The sequence below is a fragment of the Streptomyces sp. NPDC058051 genome (assembly GCF_042885475.1).
Lineage (GTDB): Bacteria > Actinomycetota > Actinomycetes > Streptomycetales > Streptomycetaceae > Streptomyces.
The window spans coordinates 23,525-44,288 of the sequence record NZ_JBHVRW010000044.1; the positions used below are offsets into that span (position 1 = coordinate 23,525).

6 protein-coding genes are annotated in these 20,764 nt (G+C 71.0%); 2 read left to right on the forward strand and 4 right to left on the reverse strand.

The window, feature by feature from the left end; all coding sequences use genetic code 11:
• Positions 1–92: 92 nt before the first annotated feature.
• The 4 genes from ACFVUT_RS36255 to ACFVUT_RS36270 all read right to left on the reverse strand — a co-directional run bounded on the left by ACFVUT_RS36255 (position 93) and on the right by ACFVUT_RS36270 (position 7,368).
• Complete coding sequence (locus tag ACFVUT_RS36255) at positions 93–1,670, reverse strand: long-chain fatty acid--CoA ligase (RefSeq protein ID WP_389660339.1); 1,578 nt, start codon at positions 1,668–1,670, stop codon at positions 93–95.
• The gene (gene hemA / locus ACFVUT_RS36260) at positions 1,667–2,887 is read right to left on the reverse strand and encodes a 5-aminolevulinate synthase (protein WP_389660342.1); all 1,221 of its coding nucleotides are present in this window, start codon (positions 2,885–2,887) and stop codon (positions 1,667–1,669) included. The genes ACFVUT_RS36255 and hemA overlap by 4 nt, the downstream gene beginning before the upstream one ends.
• Positions 2,888–2,914: 27 nt before the next feature.
• On the reverse strand, positions 2,915–4,510 hold the full coding sequence (locus ACFVUT_RS36265; RefSeq protein ID WP_389660345.1) for a class I adenylate-forming enzyme family protein: 1,596 nt from the start codon (positions 4,508–4,510) through the stop codon (positions 2,915–2,917).
• A gap of 164 nt (positions 4,511–4,674) precedes the next feature.
• Positions 4,675–7,368, reverse strand: a complete 2,694-nt coding sequence (locus tag ACFVUT_RS36270; protein WP_389660348.1) for an AAA family ATPase — start codon at positions 7,366–7,368, stop codon at positions 4,675–4,677.
• A gap of 483 nt (positions 7,369–7,851) precedes the next feature.
• Between ACFVUT_RS36270 and ACFVUT_RS36275 the strand changes: the two genes are divergently transcribed.
• Together ACFVUT_RS36275 and ACFVUT_RS36280 are read left to right on the forward strand one after the other, a co-directional pair.
• Positions 7,852–8,616, forward strand: a complete 765-nt coding sequence (locus ACFVUT_RS36275; protein WP_389660351.1) for a thioesterase II family protein — start codon at positions 7,852–7,854, stop codon at positions 8,614–8,616.
• A gap of 61 nt (positions 8,617–8,677) precedes the next feature.
• On the forward strand, positions 8,678–20,764 hold a 12,087-nt coding region (locus ACFVUT_RS36280), incomplete at its 3' end, for an SDR family NAD(P)-dependent oxidoreductase (RefSeq protein ID WP_389660354.1).

Here is a 20,764-nt window from a genome sequence, read left to right on the forward strand (position 1 = left end):
GTGCACTCCGGGTCCAACCGGCCGCCGGTCGCAACGGCTCCTCGGTGAGGGGCCGTTGCGACCTACCGGGCACTATGGCCAGGGTGGCGGCGTCAGGAGATACGTATCGAAGGACCTGACCGTTCGTCGAGCGAGTCACTGGGCCGGAACTGCGACGCCAGCACCCGCTTGAGGACCTTGCCGCTGGAACCCAGGGGAAAGGCGTCGACGAACTCGACCCGGCGCGGATACTTGTACCCGGCGATGCGCTCCCTGCCCCACGCCACGATCTCGTCGCCGAGAGCCGGGCCGGCGTCCTGCGACCGGGCGGGCACGACGACCGCGCACACCTCCTGGCCGAGCACGGGATGGGCGACACCGATCACCGCCACCTGCGCCACGGCCGGATGACGGACGAGGACCTCCTCGATCTCGCGCGGGTAGACGTTGTAGCCCGCGCGAAGGATCATCTCCTTCTTCCGGTCGACGATCGACAGGTACCCGTCGTTGTCGAACAGGCCCAGGTCGCCGGTGCGGAACCAGCCGTCGATCAGGACCTCGGCCGTGCTGTCCGGGCGGCCCAGGTAGCCCGCCATGACGTTGTGGCCGCGCACCACGATCTCGCCCGTCTCACCGACGGGCAGGATCTCGATGTCCCTCTCCGCGTCCGGCCGGGCGATGGCCACGGTGACGCCCTCGATCGGCTTGCCCACCGTCCCGGGCCGGCACGGGATGCCGGGATGGTTGTACGCCACGACGGGTGACGTCTCCGTCAGTCCGTAGCCCTCGTACACGGGACAGCCGAACACACTGCGGACCTCGTCCAGCGTCGTGACCGGAAGCGCCGATCCCCCGCTGTACGCCCGGTCGAGCCGGGGAGCGGGCACGCCGTGCGCCACGGCGTCCAGCATCCCGTGATACATCGTCGGCACGCCCATGAACACCGTGCACCCGTGGTCCACCATCAGTGCGAGGGCTTCCTTCGCGGCGAACCTCGGCATCAGGACCATGGAGGCACCCGCGTAGAAGCAGGTCAGCATGGCGCAGATCTGGCCGAAGGTGTGCGACAGCGGCAGACAGCCCAGCAGCACGTCGTCACTGCGGAACGCGAACGGGGCGACGGCCGTCACCTTGACGTTCTGCAGAATGTTCCGGTGCGTGAGCATGACCCCTTTCGGGCTGCCCGTCGTGCCGGAGGTGTACAACAGGATCGCGATGTCGTCCGGCTCCCGCGCCACGGGTGCGTCCACCGGCGTCTCGCGCTCTGCCGCCTTCTCCAGCTCGACCGTGCCCGCGCCGTCCGTGTCGACGGTCAGCAGGGTGGTGCCCACCGGCTCCGCCGCCTCGCGCGCCGCGGCGAGCGACGAACCCGCGCACACGAGAAAACCGACCTCGGCGTCCCCCAGCACATAACCGATCTCCGGCGCCTTCAGCGTGGTGTTCAGCGGCACCGCGACGGCACCTGCCGTCAGCACGCCGAAGTACACAGCGGGAAACTCCGGGGTGTTGGGCAGGAGGAGGGCGACCTTGTCACCGGGCCGCACCCCGCTGTCGCGGAGCGCGGCCGCGTAGCGCCGGGCCCGTTCCCACAGCCAGGCGTACGTGACGTGCTCGGACTCGTGGATGACGGCCGAGTGGCCGGGCCGCCGTGCTGCGGTGTCAGCCAGCACGGCGGCGACCGAACAGGTCATCGCCGCGGCTTCCTGGAGGTCGCGGACGGGATGCCCAGCTCCTGCCAGACGCTGCGCAGCGCACTGGCGAACTTCTCCACCTCCGCCGGCTCGTGGTACGCGCCCGGGGCGATCCGCAGGATCTCCTCACCGCTGCGGACGCTCGGTGCGTTGATGGACTGCACGTAGATCCCGTGCTGTTCGAGCAGCAGCGCCGAGGCCTGCTTGCACAGCTGGTCGTCCCCGACGAACGCCGAGATGATGTGCGACTGGTCCGACAGGAAGGGGATGTCCGCCTCGGTCAGCAGGCCGTGCAGCTGCGTCGCGTTGCGGGACAGCCGCTCCCTCTCCAGCTCCGACGAGCGCAGGTGACGTACTGCCGCAAGCGCCGCGGCGGCGGAGGACGGCGGCAGCGACGTGGTGAAGATGAACGACCGGGACAGCGTCCGGACGGTGTCCACCATGGCGGCGGGGCCTGCGATGTAGCCGCCCGCGGTACCGAAGCCCTTGGCAAGCGTGCCCATGATGACCGTGAACCGGTCGGCTATGCCCTCGCGGGCGGCGATGCCCGCGCCCTGTGGGCCGTACATGCCGACCGCGTGGACCTCGTCGAGGAACGTGCTCGCGCCGTAACGGTCGGCGAGGTCCGCGACCTCGGCGAGCGGGGCGACGTCGCCGGACATCGAGTAGACCGATTCGAGCACGATGAGCTTGGGACGCTCGGGATCGGCCGCCTTCAGGAGCTCCTCAAGGTGCGCCATGTCGCTGTGGCGGAAGATGTGCTTCTCCGCCCGGCTGTGCCGCAGCCCGTCGATGATCGACGCGTGGTTCAACGCGTCGGAGAACACCACGGTGTTGCTCGGTGTGCCGGCCAGGACGGTGAGCGCACCGTCGTTGGCCGTGTAGCCGGACGTGAACAGGAGCCCGGCCTCCTTGCCGTGCAGATCGGCGAGCTCCTTCTCCAGGAGGACGTGGCACTGGTTCGTACCCGCGATGTTCCTGGAACCGCCGGAGCCCGCACCGAACTTTTCGATGGCCTCGCGCGCCGCCCGGAGCACCTCCGGGTTCTGCCCCATGCCGAGATAGTCGTTGCTGCACCACACGCTCACTTCGGTGTCCCGGTTGGCGCGGCGAGCGATTGCGGCAGGGAAATGACCGGCACGACGGCCGATCTCCAGGAACTCGCGCCGGTCCTCGGCGGTCAGCGTTGCATTGCTCTCGTCGGTGTAATAATTCATGTGGTGAAACATGGCGACGCTCGCTCCCTAAAATTCTTGCTTTTCGCGTTCACTGGGGTTTTGTGCGATGAGGCGACGGCCGTGTCGGCTGCGAAGCAGTACCTTGTCGGCTTTCCCCGAGTCGTTCACGGGGAGTTTGTCCAGCACGACGATTTCCCGGGGAGCGTGCACCGGTGACAGCGAGGCGCTGACGTGAGCCCGGATGTCGTCCGCGGTCAGTGTGGAGCCGGGCCGGAGGGTGACCGCCGCGTGCAGCGATTCGATGGAGTCCTCGTCCCGCCAGCCGTACGCCGCCGCGTGCTGTACGCCGTCGACCGCAAGGATCTCCTGCTCCACGACCGCGGGGTGGATCTTCACGCCGTTCACCTTCACCACGTCGGATGTCCGGCCGAGGAGGTGCAGGTAGTCCCGTTCGTCGCGGTAGCCGATGTCGCCGGTCGCGTACCAGCCGTCGCGCAGGACTTGTGCGGTGAGTTCGGTGTCGTTCCAGTAGCCGTCCATGAGATGCGGCGACCGCATCCACACTTCCCCGACCTCGCCGGGGGTGACCGGCTCACCGGACTCGGTGTCGTGCAGTGCTATCTCGACCTCGGGGAACGGCCGGCCGACCGTGGTGGACAACCAGGGGTCGTAGTGCTCGCCGGGGTCGAGGAAGGTGACGCGGCCGCCTTCCGAGGTGCCGTACGCCTGCACGAGGACGGGCCCGAAAAGGCGCACGGCCCTGGCGATGCGGGCGGGTGCCGCGGCGCTGCCGCTGTAGATCAGGTGGCGCAGTGTGGACAGCCCGGCAACGCGCTCCGGCGAGCCCGACTCCGCCAGGTGATCGTGCAGTTGGTAGAGGTGCGCCGTCGCCATGAACGCGCGGGTCGTCCCGTGCTTCGCGACGTCCTCCACGACCTGACCGGCCCGGAACTCCTCCCGGAGCACGACGGTCCCGCGCGACGTCAGCGCGGTGTCGGCCATCGGCCCGACCGTGTGGCTGAGCGGTGTCGTGACGAGCAGGTGCATCGGCTCCGCCTCGGGCGCGAGCGTGGTACGGACCGTGCCCTCCCACGCCGTGCCGGACAGGCGGATGCCCTTGGGGCGCCCCGTGCTGCCACTGGTGTAGCCGACGATCGCCAGACGCTTCGGATCCCACTCGGTGACCGGCTCCGAGGCCGGCACCGTGCCGTCGGCGGCCGGTCCCAGAACGGTGATGCCGCTCTGCGTGCCGCCCGCCAGCTCGGCTGCCCGGTCGCGGTTCTCGTCGTCGGCGTAGATCACCGCCGCGTGTGTCTCCTGGAGCATCTGGAGCTGATCGGCGGCGGACAGCACCGCGGCGTTCGAGCCGGGGTTCGTCGTCCGCAGATAGCAGACGGCCGCCCCCAGCAGATGCGCCGCATAACGTGCGGTCAGCATGTCCGGACTGTTGGGCGCCACCAGAATGCCCACCACACTGCCCGGCCCGGTATTCAGGTCACGCATGGTGCGATAGGTACCGGTGACGGAATCGATGATTTCCCGGCCGGTCACCTCACGGCCTCGCCAATGTACGACGACCCGTTCCGGTTCCTCGGCGAGCACCGACAGGATGTCTGCCGCGTATCCGCCGATGCGGCTCCACCAGGTCTGGTTGCTCGTCATGCTGGACTCACTTTCGTGCGCCTCCGGAGAGTGATTGAAGCCCGGCTTCGAATGTGTCCTGTGCTGCGCCCATGGTTGGGAGAGCGGCCCCGCACTAACAACCCCTACTGAACCCAGACTTTCGACCCCGCGTACGGACAGGGGCTCCCACCTGCCCTTTGTCGCTACACGCAGGCAATATCCATCGCGTAAAGGTCGATGTTGGCCGGCAGATGGCGACGGCCATTGATGTCCAACTTGCGGTACACGTTGGTGAGGTGCTGCTCGACGGTGCTGATGGTGACGTGCAGCAGTTTCGAGATCTCCCGATTGCTGTACTTCAGCGCCGCGAGCGCGGCGACACGCCGTTCCGATTCGCTCAGCCGGGCGTGGATGGCGTCCGCAGCACCGGCCGTACCTGCCGCGTCGGGCTCGAAGCACCGCGAGGGCGGCGAGTTGCGCCGGATCTCTTCGAGCAGTGCGTTCGCTTCGCACTCACTCGCCAGACTGATCGCCTGCTGACTCGTCATCTCCGCCATCGGGTCGCCGACCGCGTGCATCGCCTCGGCGAGCTCCGCGAGGGTCCTGGCGAGCTCGACACGCTCCCCGGACCTGCGCAGCTCGCTGACCGCCTGCTGAAGGAGCGGCGAGCGCTTCTTCGACTCGCTCGTCGCCGCGCGCAGCCGCAGGGTGATGCCACGCACCGCCGGGTGCCGGGCACCCGGGGTGGACAACTGCTGGAGTACCAGCCGTTCGACGGCCTGCGACTCGCCGAGGCGCCGCAGTACCTCGGCCGCCTCGGTGCGCCACGGCAGGAGGACCGGCCAGTCGATGTTCCAGCGCTTCATCAGGCGGCCGATCTCGAAGAAGTCGTCGAGAGCGGCGTGCAGTTGGTTGGTGGCGGCCAGATACCGGCCGCGTGCCCGGAGGTAGCTGAGCCCGTGCGTGGTCTGGAACAGCTTCGGGGGCAGCGGCTGGTCGACGTAGGCGGCCGCCGCGGCGAAGTCCCGCATCTCGGTCCTGGCGAGGATCAGTGTGGCCACGGCGTTGTGGGCGAAGGTGCAGTTACGCCGGTTCGGCACCAGTTCGAGTGCCTGGAGCGCGAACCGTTCCGCCTCGCGGAGGTCGCCCAGCCGCCACAGCGCGGCGGCGTGTATCGAGGTGAACGCGCACTGCCAGCCCACGGCCCTGAGCCGCGTCGCCTTCTCCAGCAGAACCCGGCTCCAGTGGACCGCCCGCCTCGGGTCGTCGGAGTGGGCGAGCGCCGTGACCGCCTGGATGATGGGCGGCAGGGTCGGCCCGGCCAGTGCGGTCGACTCCAGGAACCGCTCGATGTCGGTGGTGTCCGCGCCGATCGCCGCGTACTGGTGCGAGTCGGCTGTCGCCGTCAGGCGCGGGGTGTCCTCATCGGCGTCGTGGCGCGCGAAGGGGTCCGCGACGGTCCTGGCCCAGGGAGTGTGGTTCGCGGACAGGCTGTTCGCGTCCGTGCCCGCCATGGTCCGGTTGCGGAGTTCCGTGGCGTCGGTGATGCGTCCCTGGGCGACCAGGATCTGCGCCAGCGGCCATACGCTCTGTGGGGTGGCGTCAGCGGTACGGAGTGTCTCGAACGCCTCGTCGAGGCAGCGTTCGGACAGGGCGGGGTCGATGCGCCAGGCGATCGCGGCGAGGCGTGTCTTGATCTCACCCCGGCGCAGCGTGTCCGGGCAGGCCGCGTGGGCGCGTTCGAGCAGGCGGACCGCCTGCTCCGTGTCGTCGTGGATGAGGACGTGTTCGGCGGTGGCGCACAGGACCTCCGTGGCCCACTGCGGTTCCGGCTCGTCGAGGCCGTCGGCGGATGACACGACCAGGTGCTGGGCCACCAGATGGGGCGGGGCCCCGGCCGCGTAGAGTATCTCGGCCGTTCTTCGGTGCAGCGCGATGAGTTCGTGCCGCGGCAGGTTGTCCAGGATCGCGGTCCTGCCGACCGGGTGCCGGAACGTCTTGCCGTCGACGACCCCTGAGGTGACAAGGGCCGCGAGCCCCTGAGCGGCGGCCGTCGTGGTGATGCCCAGGAGTTCCGCCAGCCGCTTCGGCGACGCATGGGAACCGAGTACCGCGACGGCGCCGGCGAGTCGCAGTCCGCTGCGACTGCTTCGGCGGGCGCAGGTGAGCACGGCCTGGGCGTACGGGCCGCCGTTCGCCGGCACGTCGGCGGCCGAGTTGAGACGCTCGGCGATCAGTGCGCGCAGCAGCAGCGGGTTGCCGCCACTGACCCGGTTCAGCTCGGCGGCGTGGTCGGCCGAGGTGGCGGCCAGGTCCGGATACCGGCTGACCACGCTCGTGACCTGCTCGCTGTCGAGGCGTGACAGCCGGATGTGGCGGACGTTCCGCATACGCAGGAGTTCGGTGCTGAAGGCCGGATCCAGGAGCCCGAGGGGGGTCGTCTGGCTCAGGACGATGAGGACGCGCGCCGTCCGGCTGAGACGGACCAGGTGCTTGAGGCTCTCAAGCGAGGCGGCGTCCGCGTAGTGCAGGTCGTCCACGAGACACACCAGAGGGGTGTCCCGGTTCCTGTCGAGCACGGCCGACCACACCCCGCGGAGCGCTTCGGTGCCCAGGATGCCGGCCCCTTCCGAGACGAGGGGAAGGACGAGGGACGGCTCGTTGCTCGACAGGCGGCGGAGCGTGCTGAACGGGGCGTCGCCGTCGGACTCCGAACCCACCGTGCTCAGAATGACGGCACCCCGAGCGGCGGCCTGCTCGGCGAAAGTATCCATCAGTTCGCTCTTGCCGCAGCCGCACGGCCCCTCGATGAACACGATCTGCCCGGTGTCGTTCAGACTCGCTGTCAGTGCGGCTTCGAGTTCATCGAGTTCCTTTTCCTGCTGGGCCAACTTCATGAGTCCCCAGCCCCCTTTCCCCCGTGAGATCCTCATGCCGCGATGACGGATGTGGAAACGTGAACCAATGTGAATCCGCTTCACGGATTCTGTTCGAGTCCTCGCCGTCGATCCCCCCGCGACACCTGTCAGCTTATGGGTCCCGAACCCCACGGATCGCCGGAACAAGTTGCTTGGCAGGAAGTTCCACCCTGTGCGGAAGGCCGACCCCTCGTCGCGTTCGGCCAGGCCAGAGCGGAGTTCGCGGCAGCGCCGGACGCGGTGACAGGGGACAGGAAGGATGAGCGCGGCTGTTACCGATCCCACTCACACCACTACGCCCCGTGTTGGAAACGGAGTCAATGCCGCGCGAATTGAGGGCGATAGGAGGCCCGGTAGGGGGTGCTGCCTCGGCCAGTTAGGGGCGGGCCCCCATTGTTCGGACGCCAGGCCCTGGCATTGACTGTGAACTGAGGCCGGAAGTAAAGGAAATTGAACACAGCCATGACATCTGCCCATACTGAGACAGGCGTTTGGGTGCGCCGTTTTCATCAGACGCCCGAAGCCCCCGTCCGTCTTGTCTGCTTTCCGCACGCCGGCGGTGCGGCCTCCTTCTATTTCCCGGTGTCGAGGACGCTGTCGCCGAAACTGGACGTGCTCGCGATCCAGTACCCGGGCCGCCAGGACCGGCGCCACGAACCTGCCGTCGAAGACGTCGGCACGCTCGCCGACCTGATCGTCGCCGAACTGCGCCCCCTCATGGACAAGCCGCTGGCGTTCTTCGGGCACAGCATGGGCGCGGTTGTCGCGTTCGAGGTCACGCGGCGGATGGCGAGTGAGGGCAGGGCACCGGTCATCCTGTTCGCGTCGGGACGGCGCGCACCGTCGGCCGTGCGTGAGGAGTACGTGCACAAGGACACCGACGAGAAGATCATCGCCGAGCTCCAGCGGCTCAGCGGCACGGATGCCCGCATGCTGGACGACGAGGAAGTGCTCCGCATGATCCTCCCGTCACTGCGCAGCGACTACAAGGCGGTCGAGACCTACCGGGCCGAGCCGGGCGCGACCGTGAGTTGCCCGATCGACGTGCTCATCGGCGACGACGACCCGCATGTGACACATGCCGAGGCGACGCGGTGGCGCGAACACACCACCGGCCCCTACGACATCGAGGTCTTCAAGGGCGGCCACTTCTACCTGAACGATCACGCGCCGGCCGTCATGAACAGGCTGGTCACGCGCATTTCCGCGCTGCACGCGACGGATTGATCCAGGCCGCACCACCCGAGACCCACCCCCATTCTTGAACCGCGAGGAGCGCGAGGCGGAGATGGCAGCGAGCGACCCGAAACTGGTTGAGGCTCTTCGGGCCTCCCTGAAGGAGACAGAACGCCTTCGGGAGCAGAACCGGCTGCTTACCGACGCGTCGAGTGAGCCGATCGCGATCGTGGGGATGGCGTGCCGCTACCCCGGCGGGGTCATGTCACCGGAGGACCTGTGGCAGCTCGTCGCCCGCGGGGGCGACGCCATCGACGGGTTCCCGACGAACCGTGGCTGGGACCTGGAGCGGCTGTACGACCCCGACCCCGACAGCCGCGGCACTTCGTACACCCGCGAGGGCGGATTCCTTCACGACGCGGGGGAGTTCGACGCCGACTTCTTCGGGATCTCGCCGCGCGAGGCCCTTGCCGTCGACCCGCAGCAGCGGCTGTTGCTGGAGACCTCGTGGGAGGCGATGGAGCGCGCGGGCATCGACCCGGCAGGGTTGCGGGGGAGCAGGACCGGTGTGTTCGCCGGGGTGATGTACCACGACTACGGGTCGCGGGGCGCGGCCCCGGTCGACCTGGAGGGCATGCTCGGTACCGGCAGCTCCGGCAGCGTCGCGTCGGGCCGGGTCTCGTACTCGTTCGGGTTCGAGGGGCCCGCGGTCACGGTGGACACGGCCTGTTCCTCGTCGCTCGTCGGCCTGCACCTCGCGGTCCAGGCCCTGCGGACCGGTGAGTGCGACCTCGCCCTGGCCGGCGGCGTCACGGTCATGGCCACCCCTCATACGTTCGTGGAGTTCTCGCGCCAGCGCGGTCTTTCCGCCGACGGACGGTGCAAGTCCTTCGCCGCCGGTGCGGACGGCACGGGCTGGGGCGAGGGCGTCGGCATGCTCCTGGTGGAGCGGCTCTCCGACGCCCGGCGCAACGGCCACCGCGTGCTGGCGGTGGTACGGGGTTCGGCGGTCAACCAGGACGGTGCCAGCAACGGACTGACGGCCCCGAACGGCCTCTCCCAACTGCGCGTGATCCGCCAGGCACTGGTCAACGCCGGGCTGTCCACCTCGGACGTCGACGTGGTCGAGGCGCACGGCACCGGGACCAGGCTCGGTGACCCGATCGAGGCCCAGGCCCTGATCGCCACCTACGGACAGGACCGCCCGGCCGGCCGGCCCCTGTGGCTCGGCTCGCTGAAGTCCAACATCGGCCACACTCAGGCCGCCGCAGGCGTCGCCGGTGTGATCAAGATGGTCATGGCGATGCGGCACGGTGTGCTGCCCCAGACCCTGCACGTGGACGAGCCCACCCCGCACGTGGAGTGGCCGCAGGACAGCGTGGCGCTGCTGACGGAGGCGCGCACCTGGGACGCCGGCAACGGCCCCCGGCGGGCCGGTGTGTCCTCGTTCGGCATCTCAGGCACGAACGCGCACGTCATCATCGAGCAGGCGCAGGCGCAGGCGCAGGCGCAGGCGCAGGCGCAGGCGCAGACGGAGACGACGGACGCCGAGCGGCGTGACCTTCCGGTCGTGCCCTGGCTGATCTCGGCACGGACTACGGCCGCTCTGCGCGCGCAGGCGGCGAAGCTGGCCGGGCACCCCCCGGCCGTGGACTCCGACGACGTGGCGGCGGTGGGCGCGGCGCTGCACGGCACACGCACACTGTTGGAACAGCGTGGCGTGGTCGTCGGCACGGACCGCGACGAACTGCTGGCCGGCCTGCGGGCCCTGGCCGCGGGGGAGCAGTCGGCAGGCGTCGTCACCGGGAGCGGTGACGGCGGCGAGCTGGGGTTCCTGTTTGCGGGTCAGGGGAGTCAGCGGGTCGGTATGGGCCGGGCGTTGGCGGAGGCGTTCCCGGTGTTCGCCGATGCGCTCGACGGTATCTGCCGGGTGCTTGATCCGTTGCTTCCGCGGCCGGTGCGGGAGGTGATGTTCTCGGAGGGTGAGGCGCTGGATGAGACGGGGATGACGCAGCCGGCGTTGTTCGCGTTCGAGGTGGCGTTGTTCCGGTTGCTGGACTCGTACGGTGTGGTGCCGGATGTGTTGGTGGGGCACTCGGTCGGTGAGATCGTGGCCGCGCATGTGGCGGGTGTGTTCTCGCTGGAGGATGCGTGCACGTTGGTGGCGGGCCGGGCGCGGTTGATGCAGGCGTTGCCGGTGGGTGGGGCGATGCTTGCCGTCGCGGCACCCGAAGCCGATGTGCTGCCGCTGCTGAACGACCGTGTGGGTGTTGCGGCGGTCAACGGGCCTGCTTCCGTGGTGATTTCCGGTGCTGAGGACGCGGTCGAGGAGATCGGCGCGGTGCTGGGTGCGCGTGGGGTGCGGACGCGCAGGCTGCGGGTCAGCCATGCGTTCCACTCGCCGTTGATGGACCCGATGCTGGAGGAGTTCGCGGAGATCACCGCGGCACTCACCTACCACGAACCCACTATCCCGGTGATCTCCAACCTCACCGGACAGCTCGCCACCGCAGGACAGCTCACCGACGCCTCCTACTGGGTCGATCACGTCCGTCAGGCCGTCCGGTTCGCCGACGGCGTCACCGCCGCGGTCTCCGCGGGGGCGGAGATCTTCCTGGAGGTGGGGCCGGACGGAACGCTGACCGGTCTGACCCGGCAGATCCTCGACGACACTGCTGTGGTCGTGCCGACCGCGCACAAGGACCGCGACGAAGCCCAGGCGCTCGTCGAGGCGCTGGGCCGGCTGCACACCACCGGCGTGTCCGTCGACTGGACCGGCTATTTCGGACAGACCACCGCCCATGTGGACCTGCCCACCTACGCCTTCCAGCATGAGCGGTACTGGCTCGACGCCGGCCCGGCCGCGGGCGACCTGTCGGCCGCCGGGTTGAGCGCCGTCGACCACCCCCTGCTGAGCGCTGTCGTCTCGGCCCCGGATTCGGACGGGCTGACGATCACCGGCCGGGTGTCGATCGCCGGACAGGCATGGCTGGCGGATCACGACGTACTGGGCACGGTCCTCGTGCCGGGCACCGGCCTTCTGGAACTCGCGCTCCAGGCCGGACACGAGGCAGGCTGCCCGGCCGTACGGGAACTGACCCTGCAAGCCCCCCTGGTCCTTCCGGACCACGGCGGACTCCACCTCCGCGTGACGGTCGGCGCCCCGGACCACTCGGGCGTGCGGAGCATCAACATCCACAGCCGCGGCGAGGCGGACCTCAAGGGCCCCTGGACGCTGCACGCGTCGGGCGCGCTCGGCACCGCCCCGGCCGAGGCCGGCACCGACATGGTGCAGTGGCCGCCCGCCGGCGTCACGCCCGTCGACACCGAGGACGTCTACGCGTTCCTCCACGGGCGCGGATACACCTATGGGCCCGTCTTCCAGGGGCTGCGCGCGGCGTGGCGGCGCGGCGACGAGATCTACGCCGAGGTCGGACTTCCGGAACTCGCGCACACGGACGCGGCACGGTTCGGCCTGCATCCCGCGCTCCTGGATGCCGCCATGCACGCACCTCTGCTCGACGACCGCCGACGCGGCGACGCCGAGGAGACCGTGCTGCCGTTCTCGTGGTCCGGCGTCACTCTGCACTCCGCCGGTTCCCCGTCGCTTCGGGTGCGCATCACCCGTACCGGGAAGAACGCGATCGCGCTGGCCGCCGCCGACGCCACCGGCGCACCGGTGCTGACGGTGGATTCGCTGGTCTCACGCCCGGTGTCCGCCGAGCAGCTCGCCGCCCGGAACGAATCGCTGTTCCGGCTGGATTGGGTGTCGCTGCCGGTCGGTGACACGGCCCGCGACGGGGTGGCGCTGGTCGGGGCTCCTGTGCCCGGGCTGTCGGCCGCTCCGTTCGGCGACCTCGGCTCCCTGGCGGAGTCGGGTCCGGTGGGCCCCTGGGCTGTCGTCGCCTGTCCCGGTGCCGAGGGCGATGTTCCGGCCGCGATACGGCGGTCGACGCAGCTGGTGCTTGAGCAGGTCCAGGCGTTCCTGGCCGATGAACGGTTCGCCGGGTCACGGCTGGCCGTACTGACCCGGGGCGCCGTGGCGACGGGCGCCGGTGAGGAATGCGAGCTCGGCGCGACGCCGGTGTGGGGACTCGTGCGCGCGGCGCAGGGCGAGCACCCGGACCGGATCGTGCTGGTGGACATCGACGACGCGGCCGCGTCGGGTGCGGTGCTGGCCGGCGCGCTGGAAACCGGTGAGCCCGAGATCGCGATCCGGGCCGGTGCGGTCACCGTTCCCCGACTGGTGCGGGTCGACGCACCGTCGGTGGCAGCGCCCGCCCTCGATTCCCGGGGGACCGTGCTGGTCACCGGTGGTACCGGTGGTCTGGGTGCGTTGGTCGCGCGGCACCTGGTGGTGGAGCACGGTGTGGGTCATCTCGTGCTGGCCGGCCGCCGTGGGGCACAGGCCCCGGGCGCCGCGGAGCTGGTCGCCGAGCTGACGGGGCTGGGGGCGTCGGTCAGGGCCGTCAGCTGTGACGTGGCGTCCCGCGATGCCCTGGCGCAGCTGCTCGCGAGCATTCCGGCTGAGCACCCGCTGACCGGTGTCGTGCATGCCGCCGGTGTCGGTGACACCGGACTGGTGGAGTCGCTGACGTCCGACCGGCTCGACCGGGTCTTCGGGGCGAAGGCCGATGCGGCATGGTTCCTGCACGAGCTGACGGCCGATCTGGACCTGGCCGCGTTCGTGCTGTTCTCGTCGGCCGGTGGGTCGGTCCTGGCCGCCGGGCAGGGCGCGTACGCCGCGGCGAACGTGTTCCTCGACGGGCTGGCGGCCCACCGCCGCCGACTCGGCCTGCCGGGTACGTCGTTGGCGTTCGGGCTGTGGGAGACCGAGACGGGGCTGACACAGCTGCTCGGCGCCGCCGATGTGGAGCGGATGCGCCGGCAGGGTCTGCCGGCACTGAGCGTCGAAGAGGGACTGGCCGGCTTCAGCGCCGGACTGGGCACGGAGGAACCCGTGCTCGTCCCGTTGCGGGTGGACACCGCAGCCCTGCGCAACCGGGCCTACCTACCGGCCCTGTTGCGTGGGCTCGTCCGGCGGCCTCGTCAGGTCGCCCGGGTCGCCGCGGGCGGCTCGACCTCAGGTGTCGCGGGCCGGCTGGCCGCCATGGGCGCGTCCGAACGTGCCCGTACAGTGCTGGAGTTGGTGCGCGACAAGGTGGCGGCCGTCCTCGGTCACACCTCGACGGCGGCCATCGAGCCGTCCCGGGCCTTCTCCGACCTGGGATTCGACTCGCTGACCGCGGTCGACCTGCGCAACGAACTCAACACGGCGACCGGTCTGCGGCTGCCCGCCACCCTCGTGTTCGACCACCCCCATGCGCAGGCCGTGGCCCAGCGCATCGAGTCCGAACTGGTCGACGACGCGGCCGACGCGTCGAAGGCCGTCGTGGCGGCCTCCACCGCGAGCGACGAGCCGATCGCGATCGTGGGCATGGCCTGCCGCTACCCGGGAGGCGTGTCCTCTCCCGACGAGCTGTGGCAGCTCGTCATGGACGAGGTGGACGCGGTCTCCGGCTTCCCGACCGACCGCGGCTGGGACATCGGGCGGATCTACGACCCGGAGCCGGGGAAGCCCGGCACGAGCTACACCCGGGCGGGCGGCTTCCTGCACGACGCCGCCGACTTCGATCCGGAGTTCTTCGGGATCTCTCCGCGTGAGGCGCTCAGCATGGACCCGCAGCAGCGTCTGCTGCTGGAGGCGTCCTGGGAGGCGTTCGAACACGCCGGAGTCGACCCGCACGCGCAGCGCGGCAGCCGTACCGGTGTGTTCGCCGGCGTGATGTACCACGACTACGGGCTGGGCGTTCCCGGCTCGACCAGCGGCGGCAGCCTGGTCTCCGGCCGGGTCTCGTACACCCTCGGCTTCGAGGGGCCGGCCGTCACCGTCGACACCGCGTGCTCGTCCTCGCTGGTCGCGCTCCACATGGCCGTGCAGGCACTGCGGTCCGGCGAGTGCGAACTGGCGCTGGCCGGCGGTGTCACGGTGATGTCGAGCCCCGGCATGTTCATCGAGTTCTCCCGGCAGCGCGGCCTGGCCGCGGACGGCCGGTGCAAGTCCTTCGCCGACGCGGCGGACGGTGCCGGATGGGCCGAGGGCGTCGGCGTGCTCCTCGTCGAGCGGCTTTCGGACGCCCGGCGCAACGGGCACCAGGTGCTGGCTGTCGTGCGTGGTTCGGCCGTCAACCAGGACGGTGCGAGCAACGGTCTCACCGCGCCCAACGGCCCTTCCCAGGAACGCGTCATCCGCCAGGCTCTGGCGAACGCCGGGCTGTCCACGTCGGACATCGACGCCGTCGAGGCGCACGGCACCGGAACGACCCTGGGCGACCCGATCGAGGCCCAGGCGCTCATCGCGACCTACGGCCAGGACCGGCCCGTGGCACGCCCGCTGTGGCTCGGCTCGGTGAAGTCGAACATCGGCCACGCCCAGGCCGCCGCCGGAGTGGGCGGCCTCATCAAGATGGTCATGGCCATGCGCAGCGGAGTCCTGCCCCGGACTCTCCACGTGGACGAACCGTCGCGCCATGTGGACTGGTTCGGAGGCGCGGTCGAGCTGCTGACCGAGGCGCGGGAGTGGACCGAGGAGGGCCGGCCGCGCCGGGCGGGTGTGTCGTCCTTCGGGATCAGCGGCACCAACGCCCACGTGATCATCGAGCAGGCTTCGGAGGCCGCTGGACAGCCGCCGGAGAGCGTCGGTCCGCGGCCCGCGGACCAGTCTTCGCCGGCGCCGCTGTGGGTGCTCTCGGCGCAGTCGCCCGATGCCCTGCGCGCCCAGGCGGACCGCCTGCACGCGTGGGTGTCGGACCGGCCCCACCTGGACCCGTCCGACGTCGGCTGGTCGCTCGCGTCGGGCCGGGCCGCTCTCGGCCACCGGGCGGTCCTGCTCGGAGCGGACCGCGACGGGCTGCTGGCGGCGCTGGCCGGGCTGGCCGGCGGAACGGCCGACGCATCGGTGATCGAGGGAATCGCGGCCGAACACGGCGCCACGGCCTTCCTGTTCGCCGGCCAGGGCAGCCAGCGTCCCGGGATGGGACGTGCCCTGTCCGCCGCCTTCCCGCAGTTCGCCGCCGCGCTGGACGAGGTCTGCGCGGTCCTCGACCCGTTGCTCGCCCACCCCCTGCGCGACGTGATGTTCGCCGAACCCGGAACCGAGGCGGCCGCCGGGCTCGACGGGACCGGGATGACCCAGCCGGCGCTGTTCGCCTTCGAAGTCGCGCTGTTCCGGCTGCTGTCGTCCTTCGGCGTCACGCCGGACGTCCTCGTCGGTCACTCGATCGGTGAGCTCGCCGCCGCGCACGTGGCCGGTGTGTTCTCCCTGGAAGACGCGTGCACCCTGGTCACGGCCCGCGCCCGGCTGATGCAGGAGCTGCCCACGGGCGGGGCGATGCTCGCCGTCGCGGCACCCGAGGCCGACGTCCTGCCCCTGCTGGACGACCGGGTCGGTGTCGCCGCGGTCAACGGACCGGCCGCCGTCGTCGTGTCCGGCGCCGAGGACGCCGTCGACGGGATCGCGGCAGTGCTGGCCGAGCGCGGGGTGCGGACCCGGCGGCTGCGGGTCAGCCACGCGTTCCACTCACCGCTGATGGACCCCATGCTCGACGCGTTCCGGCAGGTTGCCGAGAGCGTGACCTACCACGAGCCGTCGATCCCGGTGATCTCCAACGTCACCGGGAAGCCCGCCGGCGAGGGCCGGCTGACCGACCCCGGCTACTGGATCGCACACGTCCGGCAGGCGGTGCGCTTCGCCGACGGGGTGACAGCGGCAAGGGCGGCGGGCGTCACCCGCTTCGTCGAGGTCGGCCCCGACGGGGTCCTCACCGCCCTGGCCCAGCAGAGCCTGGACGACGGCACCACCCTGACCGTGCCCACGATCCGCAGGGACCGCGACGAGGCGCAGGCGTTCGTCGAGGCACTCGCGCGGCTGCACACCACGGGCACCGCCGTCGACTGGAGCGGCCTGTTCGCCTCCGCCCGCCGGGTCCAACTGCCCACGTACGCTTTCCAGCGCGAGCGGTTCTGGCTGGACGGCGTGGACCCGTCGGGCAGCGCGGAAGCCGTCGGACTGGACACCGTCGACCATCCGCTGCTGAGCGCGGTCACCGGGCTTCCCGGCTCGGGCGGCATGCTGGTGACCGGCCGGCTCTCCCTGGCCACGCACGCCTGGCTCGCCGACCACGTCGTCAACGACGTCCTGGTCGTGCCGGGCGCGGCGCTGGTGGAGATGGCCATCCGGGCCGGCGACACCGCCGGGCACGGCTTGCTGGCCGAGCTGACGCTCCAGGCACCGCTGGTGCTGCCGCGCGACGGCGCCGTCCACGTCCAGATCACTGTCGGCGGCCCCGACGAGCACGGCGCACGGCCCGTCGAGATCCACTCCAGCCCGGACCACACGTCCTGGACCTGCCACGCGACCGGCCTCCTCGCCGACGGAGCCGACGGAGCCGACGGAGCCGGCCGACCGGCCGCCGACCTCACCCAGTGGCCGCCCCCCGGCGGACAGCCCGTCGACGTCACCGACACCTACGAGCAGCTCATCGCACTCGGCCTGCGTTACGGCCCGTTGTTCCAGGGGCTGCGCGCGGGCTGGCGTACCGCCGACGCCGTGTACGCCGAGATCGTGCTGCCGGAGCAGGCGCACGACGACGCGGCACGCTTCGGCATTCACCCCGCGCTCCTCGACGCGGCACTCCACAGCACCGGCCTCGGCGACCACCTCGACAAAACCCCGGCGGGACAGCCGCTCCTTCCGTTCGCCTGGCGACAGGTCGCCCTGCACGCCACCGGCGCGACCGCTCTGCGTGTACGGGTGGCGGGCACCGGCGCGGACAACACCGTCACCCTCGCCCTCGCCGACGCCACCGGCGCTCCGGTCGCCGACATCGGCGCGCTCACGCTGCGCCCGGTCACGGCCGACCAACTGGCCGAGGGCACGGACAACCGCCCGCTGTTCCACACCGAATGGACCGCGGTGTCCACCGAGGACGGCGTGGCCGAGGGCATCGCCGTCCTCGGGGACGATCTGTTCGAGGTGTGGCCGACCGTGGCCGAGACCACGGAAACTCCGAAGTGGTGCGTCGTCGGCGCGCCGCGCACCGCCGCCGAGGTGCCGGACGCGGTCCGGTCGACGACGACCGCGGTTCTCGACCAGGTGCAGTCGTGGCTTGCCGACGAGCGTTTCGCCGAGTCGCGGCTGGCCGTCGTGACGCGAGGCGCGGTGGCGACCGGCTCCGACGAGGACGTGGATCTCGGTCAGGCACCGGTGTGGGGCCTGGTACGGGCCGCGCAGGCGGAGAACCCGGGCCGGATCCTGCTGGTCGACGTGGATGACCGGCAGGACAGTGTGCGGGCGCTTCCGGCCGTCCTGGCCTCCGGCGAACCGGAGTCGGCCGTCCGCGACGGCCAGGTGCGCGTGCCGAGGCTCACGCGGATGCCGCAGGCAGCCGCCGAAGGCCCCGTACTCGACCGCGACGGGACGGTGTTGGTCACCGGTGGCACAGGTGGCCTGGGCGCTCTGGTCGCACGTCACCTCGTGGCGCAGCACGGTGTACGCCACCTGGTGCTGGCCGGCCGTCGGGGCACGGATGCCCCCGGCGCGGCGCAGCTGGTCGCCGAGCTGACGGAGCTGGGCGCGTCGGCCGAGGCCGTCGCGTGCGATGTGTCGGACCGGGCCGCCCTGGCGCGGCTCATCGACTCGATCCCCGCCGCACACCCGCTCAACGCCGTGGTGCACGCGGCGGGTGTCGGCGACAACGGACTCGTCGGCTCGCTGACCCCGGACCGCATGGCGCCGGTGTTGGCCGCCAAGGCGGACGCCGCCTGGTATCTGCACGAGCTGACGGCCGATCTGAACCTGGCGGCGTTCGTGATGTTCTCGTCGGCCGGCGGTTTGGTGCTGGCGGTTGGGCAGGGCTCGTACGCTGCGGCGAACGTCTTCCTCGACGGACTCGCCGCCCACCGCCGCCGGGCCGGGCTGCCCGGCACGTCGTTGGCTTACGGGATGTGGGAGACCGCAACCGGGCTGACGCGCCGGCTCAGCACCGTGGACCTCGAACGGATGCGCAGGCAGGGGCTGCCGGCCCTCTCCGTCGCGGACGGACTGGCCGCGTTCGACGTCGGCCTGACGACCGCCGAGGCGAACCTCGTCCCGCTGCGGGTCGACACGGCGGCGCTGAGGTCCCGTACGGATGTCGCGGCACTGCTGCGCGGGCTCGTCCCCGCACCGGCACGCCGGGTGAGCCGTGCGGTCGCCGGCACCGGCCCGGACCGCTCCCTGGAAGGACCGGACCGCGCACAGGCGCTGCTGAACCTGGTGCGGGAGAAGGTCGCGGGCGTTCTCGGATTTGCGTCGGCCGCGTCGGTCGATCCGGCGAAGGCGTTCCAGGATCTCGGGTTCGACTCGCTGACCGCGGTCGAACTGCGCAACGAACTGAACACGGCGACCGGACTGCGGCTGCCGGCGACGCTGGTGTTCGACTACCCGAACGCGCGGGCTGTCGTCGGCCACCTGGCCGCGCAACTGGGCGGCACACAGGCCGAGGCCACCTCCGTGGCGGCGGCCTCCGCGAGTGACGAACCGATCGCGATCGTGGGCATGGCCTGCCGGTACCCGGGTGCGGTTGCCTCCCCGGAGGACCTGTGGCGGCTGGCCTTCGACGGCGTCGACGCGGTCTCGGAGTTCCCCACCGACCGCGGCTGGGACCTGGACGGCCTTTACCACCCGGACCCCGACCACCGGGGCACCACGTACACCCGGCACGGCGGGTTCCTGCACGAAGCCGGGCTCTTCGACCCCGCGTTCTTCGGGATCTCGCCGCGCGAAGCCGTGGCGATGGACCCCCAACAGCGGCTGCTGCTGGAAACGTCGTGGGAGGCCGTCGAGCGCGCAGGCATCGACCCCAGCACCCTCCGCGGCACCCGCTCCGGCGTCTTCGCCGGAATGATGTACCACGACTACCTGTCGCAGTCGCCGACGATCCCCGGTGAGCTGGAAGGGCTGGTCGGAACGGGAACGTCCGGCAGCGTGCTGTCGGGACGTGTGGCCTACACGTTCGGGTTCGAGGGTCCGGCGGTGACGGTCGACACGGCGTGCTCGTCGTCGCTGGTCGCCCTGCACCTCGCGGTGCAGGCGCTGCGGTCCGGCGAGTGCGACCTCGCCCTGGCCGGCGGTGTCACGGTGATGGCCTCACCCGGCACCTTCGTGGACTTCTCGCGTCAGCGCGGGCTCTCCCCGGACGGCCGGTGCAAGGCGTTCGCCGCGGACGCGGACGGCACCGGGTGGAGTGAGGGCGTCGGCGTCCTGCTGGTGGAGCGCCTCTCCGACGCCCGCCGCAACGGACACCAGGTCCTGGCCGTGGTGCGCGGCTCGGCGGTCAACCAGGACGGCGGCAGCAACGGCCTGACCGCCCCCAACGGTCCGTCGCAGCAGCGGGTGATCCGGCAGGCGCTGGCGAACGCCGGTCTGTCCACCTCGGATGTGGACGCGGTGGAGGCGCATGGCACGGGGACGACGCTGGGTGACCCGATCGAGGCACAGGCCCTGCTGGCCACCTACGGGCAGGACCGCTCGGCTGATCGTCCCCTGTGGCTGGGCTCGATCAAGTCGAACCTCGGCCACACGCAGGCAGCTGCCGGTGTGGCGGGTGTGATCAAGATGGTGATGGCGATGCGCCACGGCGTGTTGCCTCAGACGCTGCACGTGGATGCGCCCAGCCCGCATGTGGACTGGAGCGCGGGCGCGGTCGGGCTGCTGACCGAGGCGCGGGAGTGGGACGCGGACGGTCGGCCTCGCCGGGCGGGTGTGTCGTCGTTCGGGATCAGTGGCACCAACGCGCACGTGGTCATCGAGCAGGGTGACGAGCCGGTGACGGTTCCGGCGGTGACTGTTCCTGCGGTGCCTGCTGCGTCCGTGGTTCCGTGGCTGATCAGCGCTGCGTCCGCCGAGGGCGTGGCCGCCCAGGCGGCGAAGCTGCTGTCGCACCTCGACGCCGATGCCGACGCCACTGCGGTGGGTGCGGCGCTGGTGACCTCCCGCACGGTGCTGGATCATCGTGCGGTGGTGGTGGGTGCTGACCGGGTGGAGTTGCTGGCCGGGTTGGCGAGGCTGGCGGCGGGTGAGGCCGGGCCGGGTGTGGTTTCCGGTGCGGGTTCGGGTGGTCGGCTCGGGTTCTTGTTTGCGGGTCAGGGGAGTCAGCGG

Bases quoted from the DNA above. Each gene is read 5' to 3' on its own strand.
- ACFVUT_RS36275 (WP_389660351.1), top strand. From the start codon at position 7,852: ATGACATCTGCCCATACTGAGACAGGCGTTTGGGTGCGCCGTTTTCAT.
- hemA (WP_389660342.1), bottom strand. From the start codon at position 2,887: ATGAATTATTACACCGACGAGAGCAATGCAACGCTGACCGCCGAGGAC.
- ACFVUT_RS36255 (WP_389660339.1), bottom strand. From the start codon at position 1,670: ATGACCTGTTCGGTCGCCGCCGTGCTGGCTGACACCGCAGCACGGCGG.
- ACFVUT_RS36265 (WP_389660345.1), bottom strand. From the start codon at position 4,510: ATGACGAGCAACCAGACCTGGTGGAGCCGCATCGGCGGATACGCGGCA.
- ACFVUT_RS36270 (WP_389660348.1), bottom strand. From the start codon at position 7,368: ATGAAGTTGGCCCAGCAGGAAAAGGAACTCGATGAACTCGAAGCCGCA.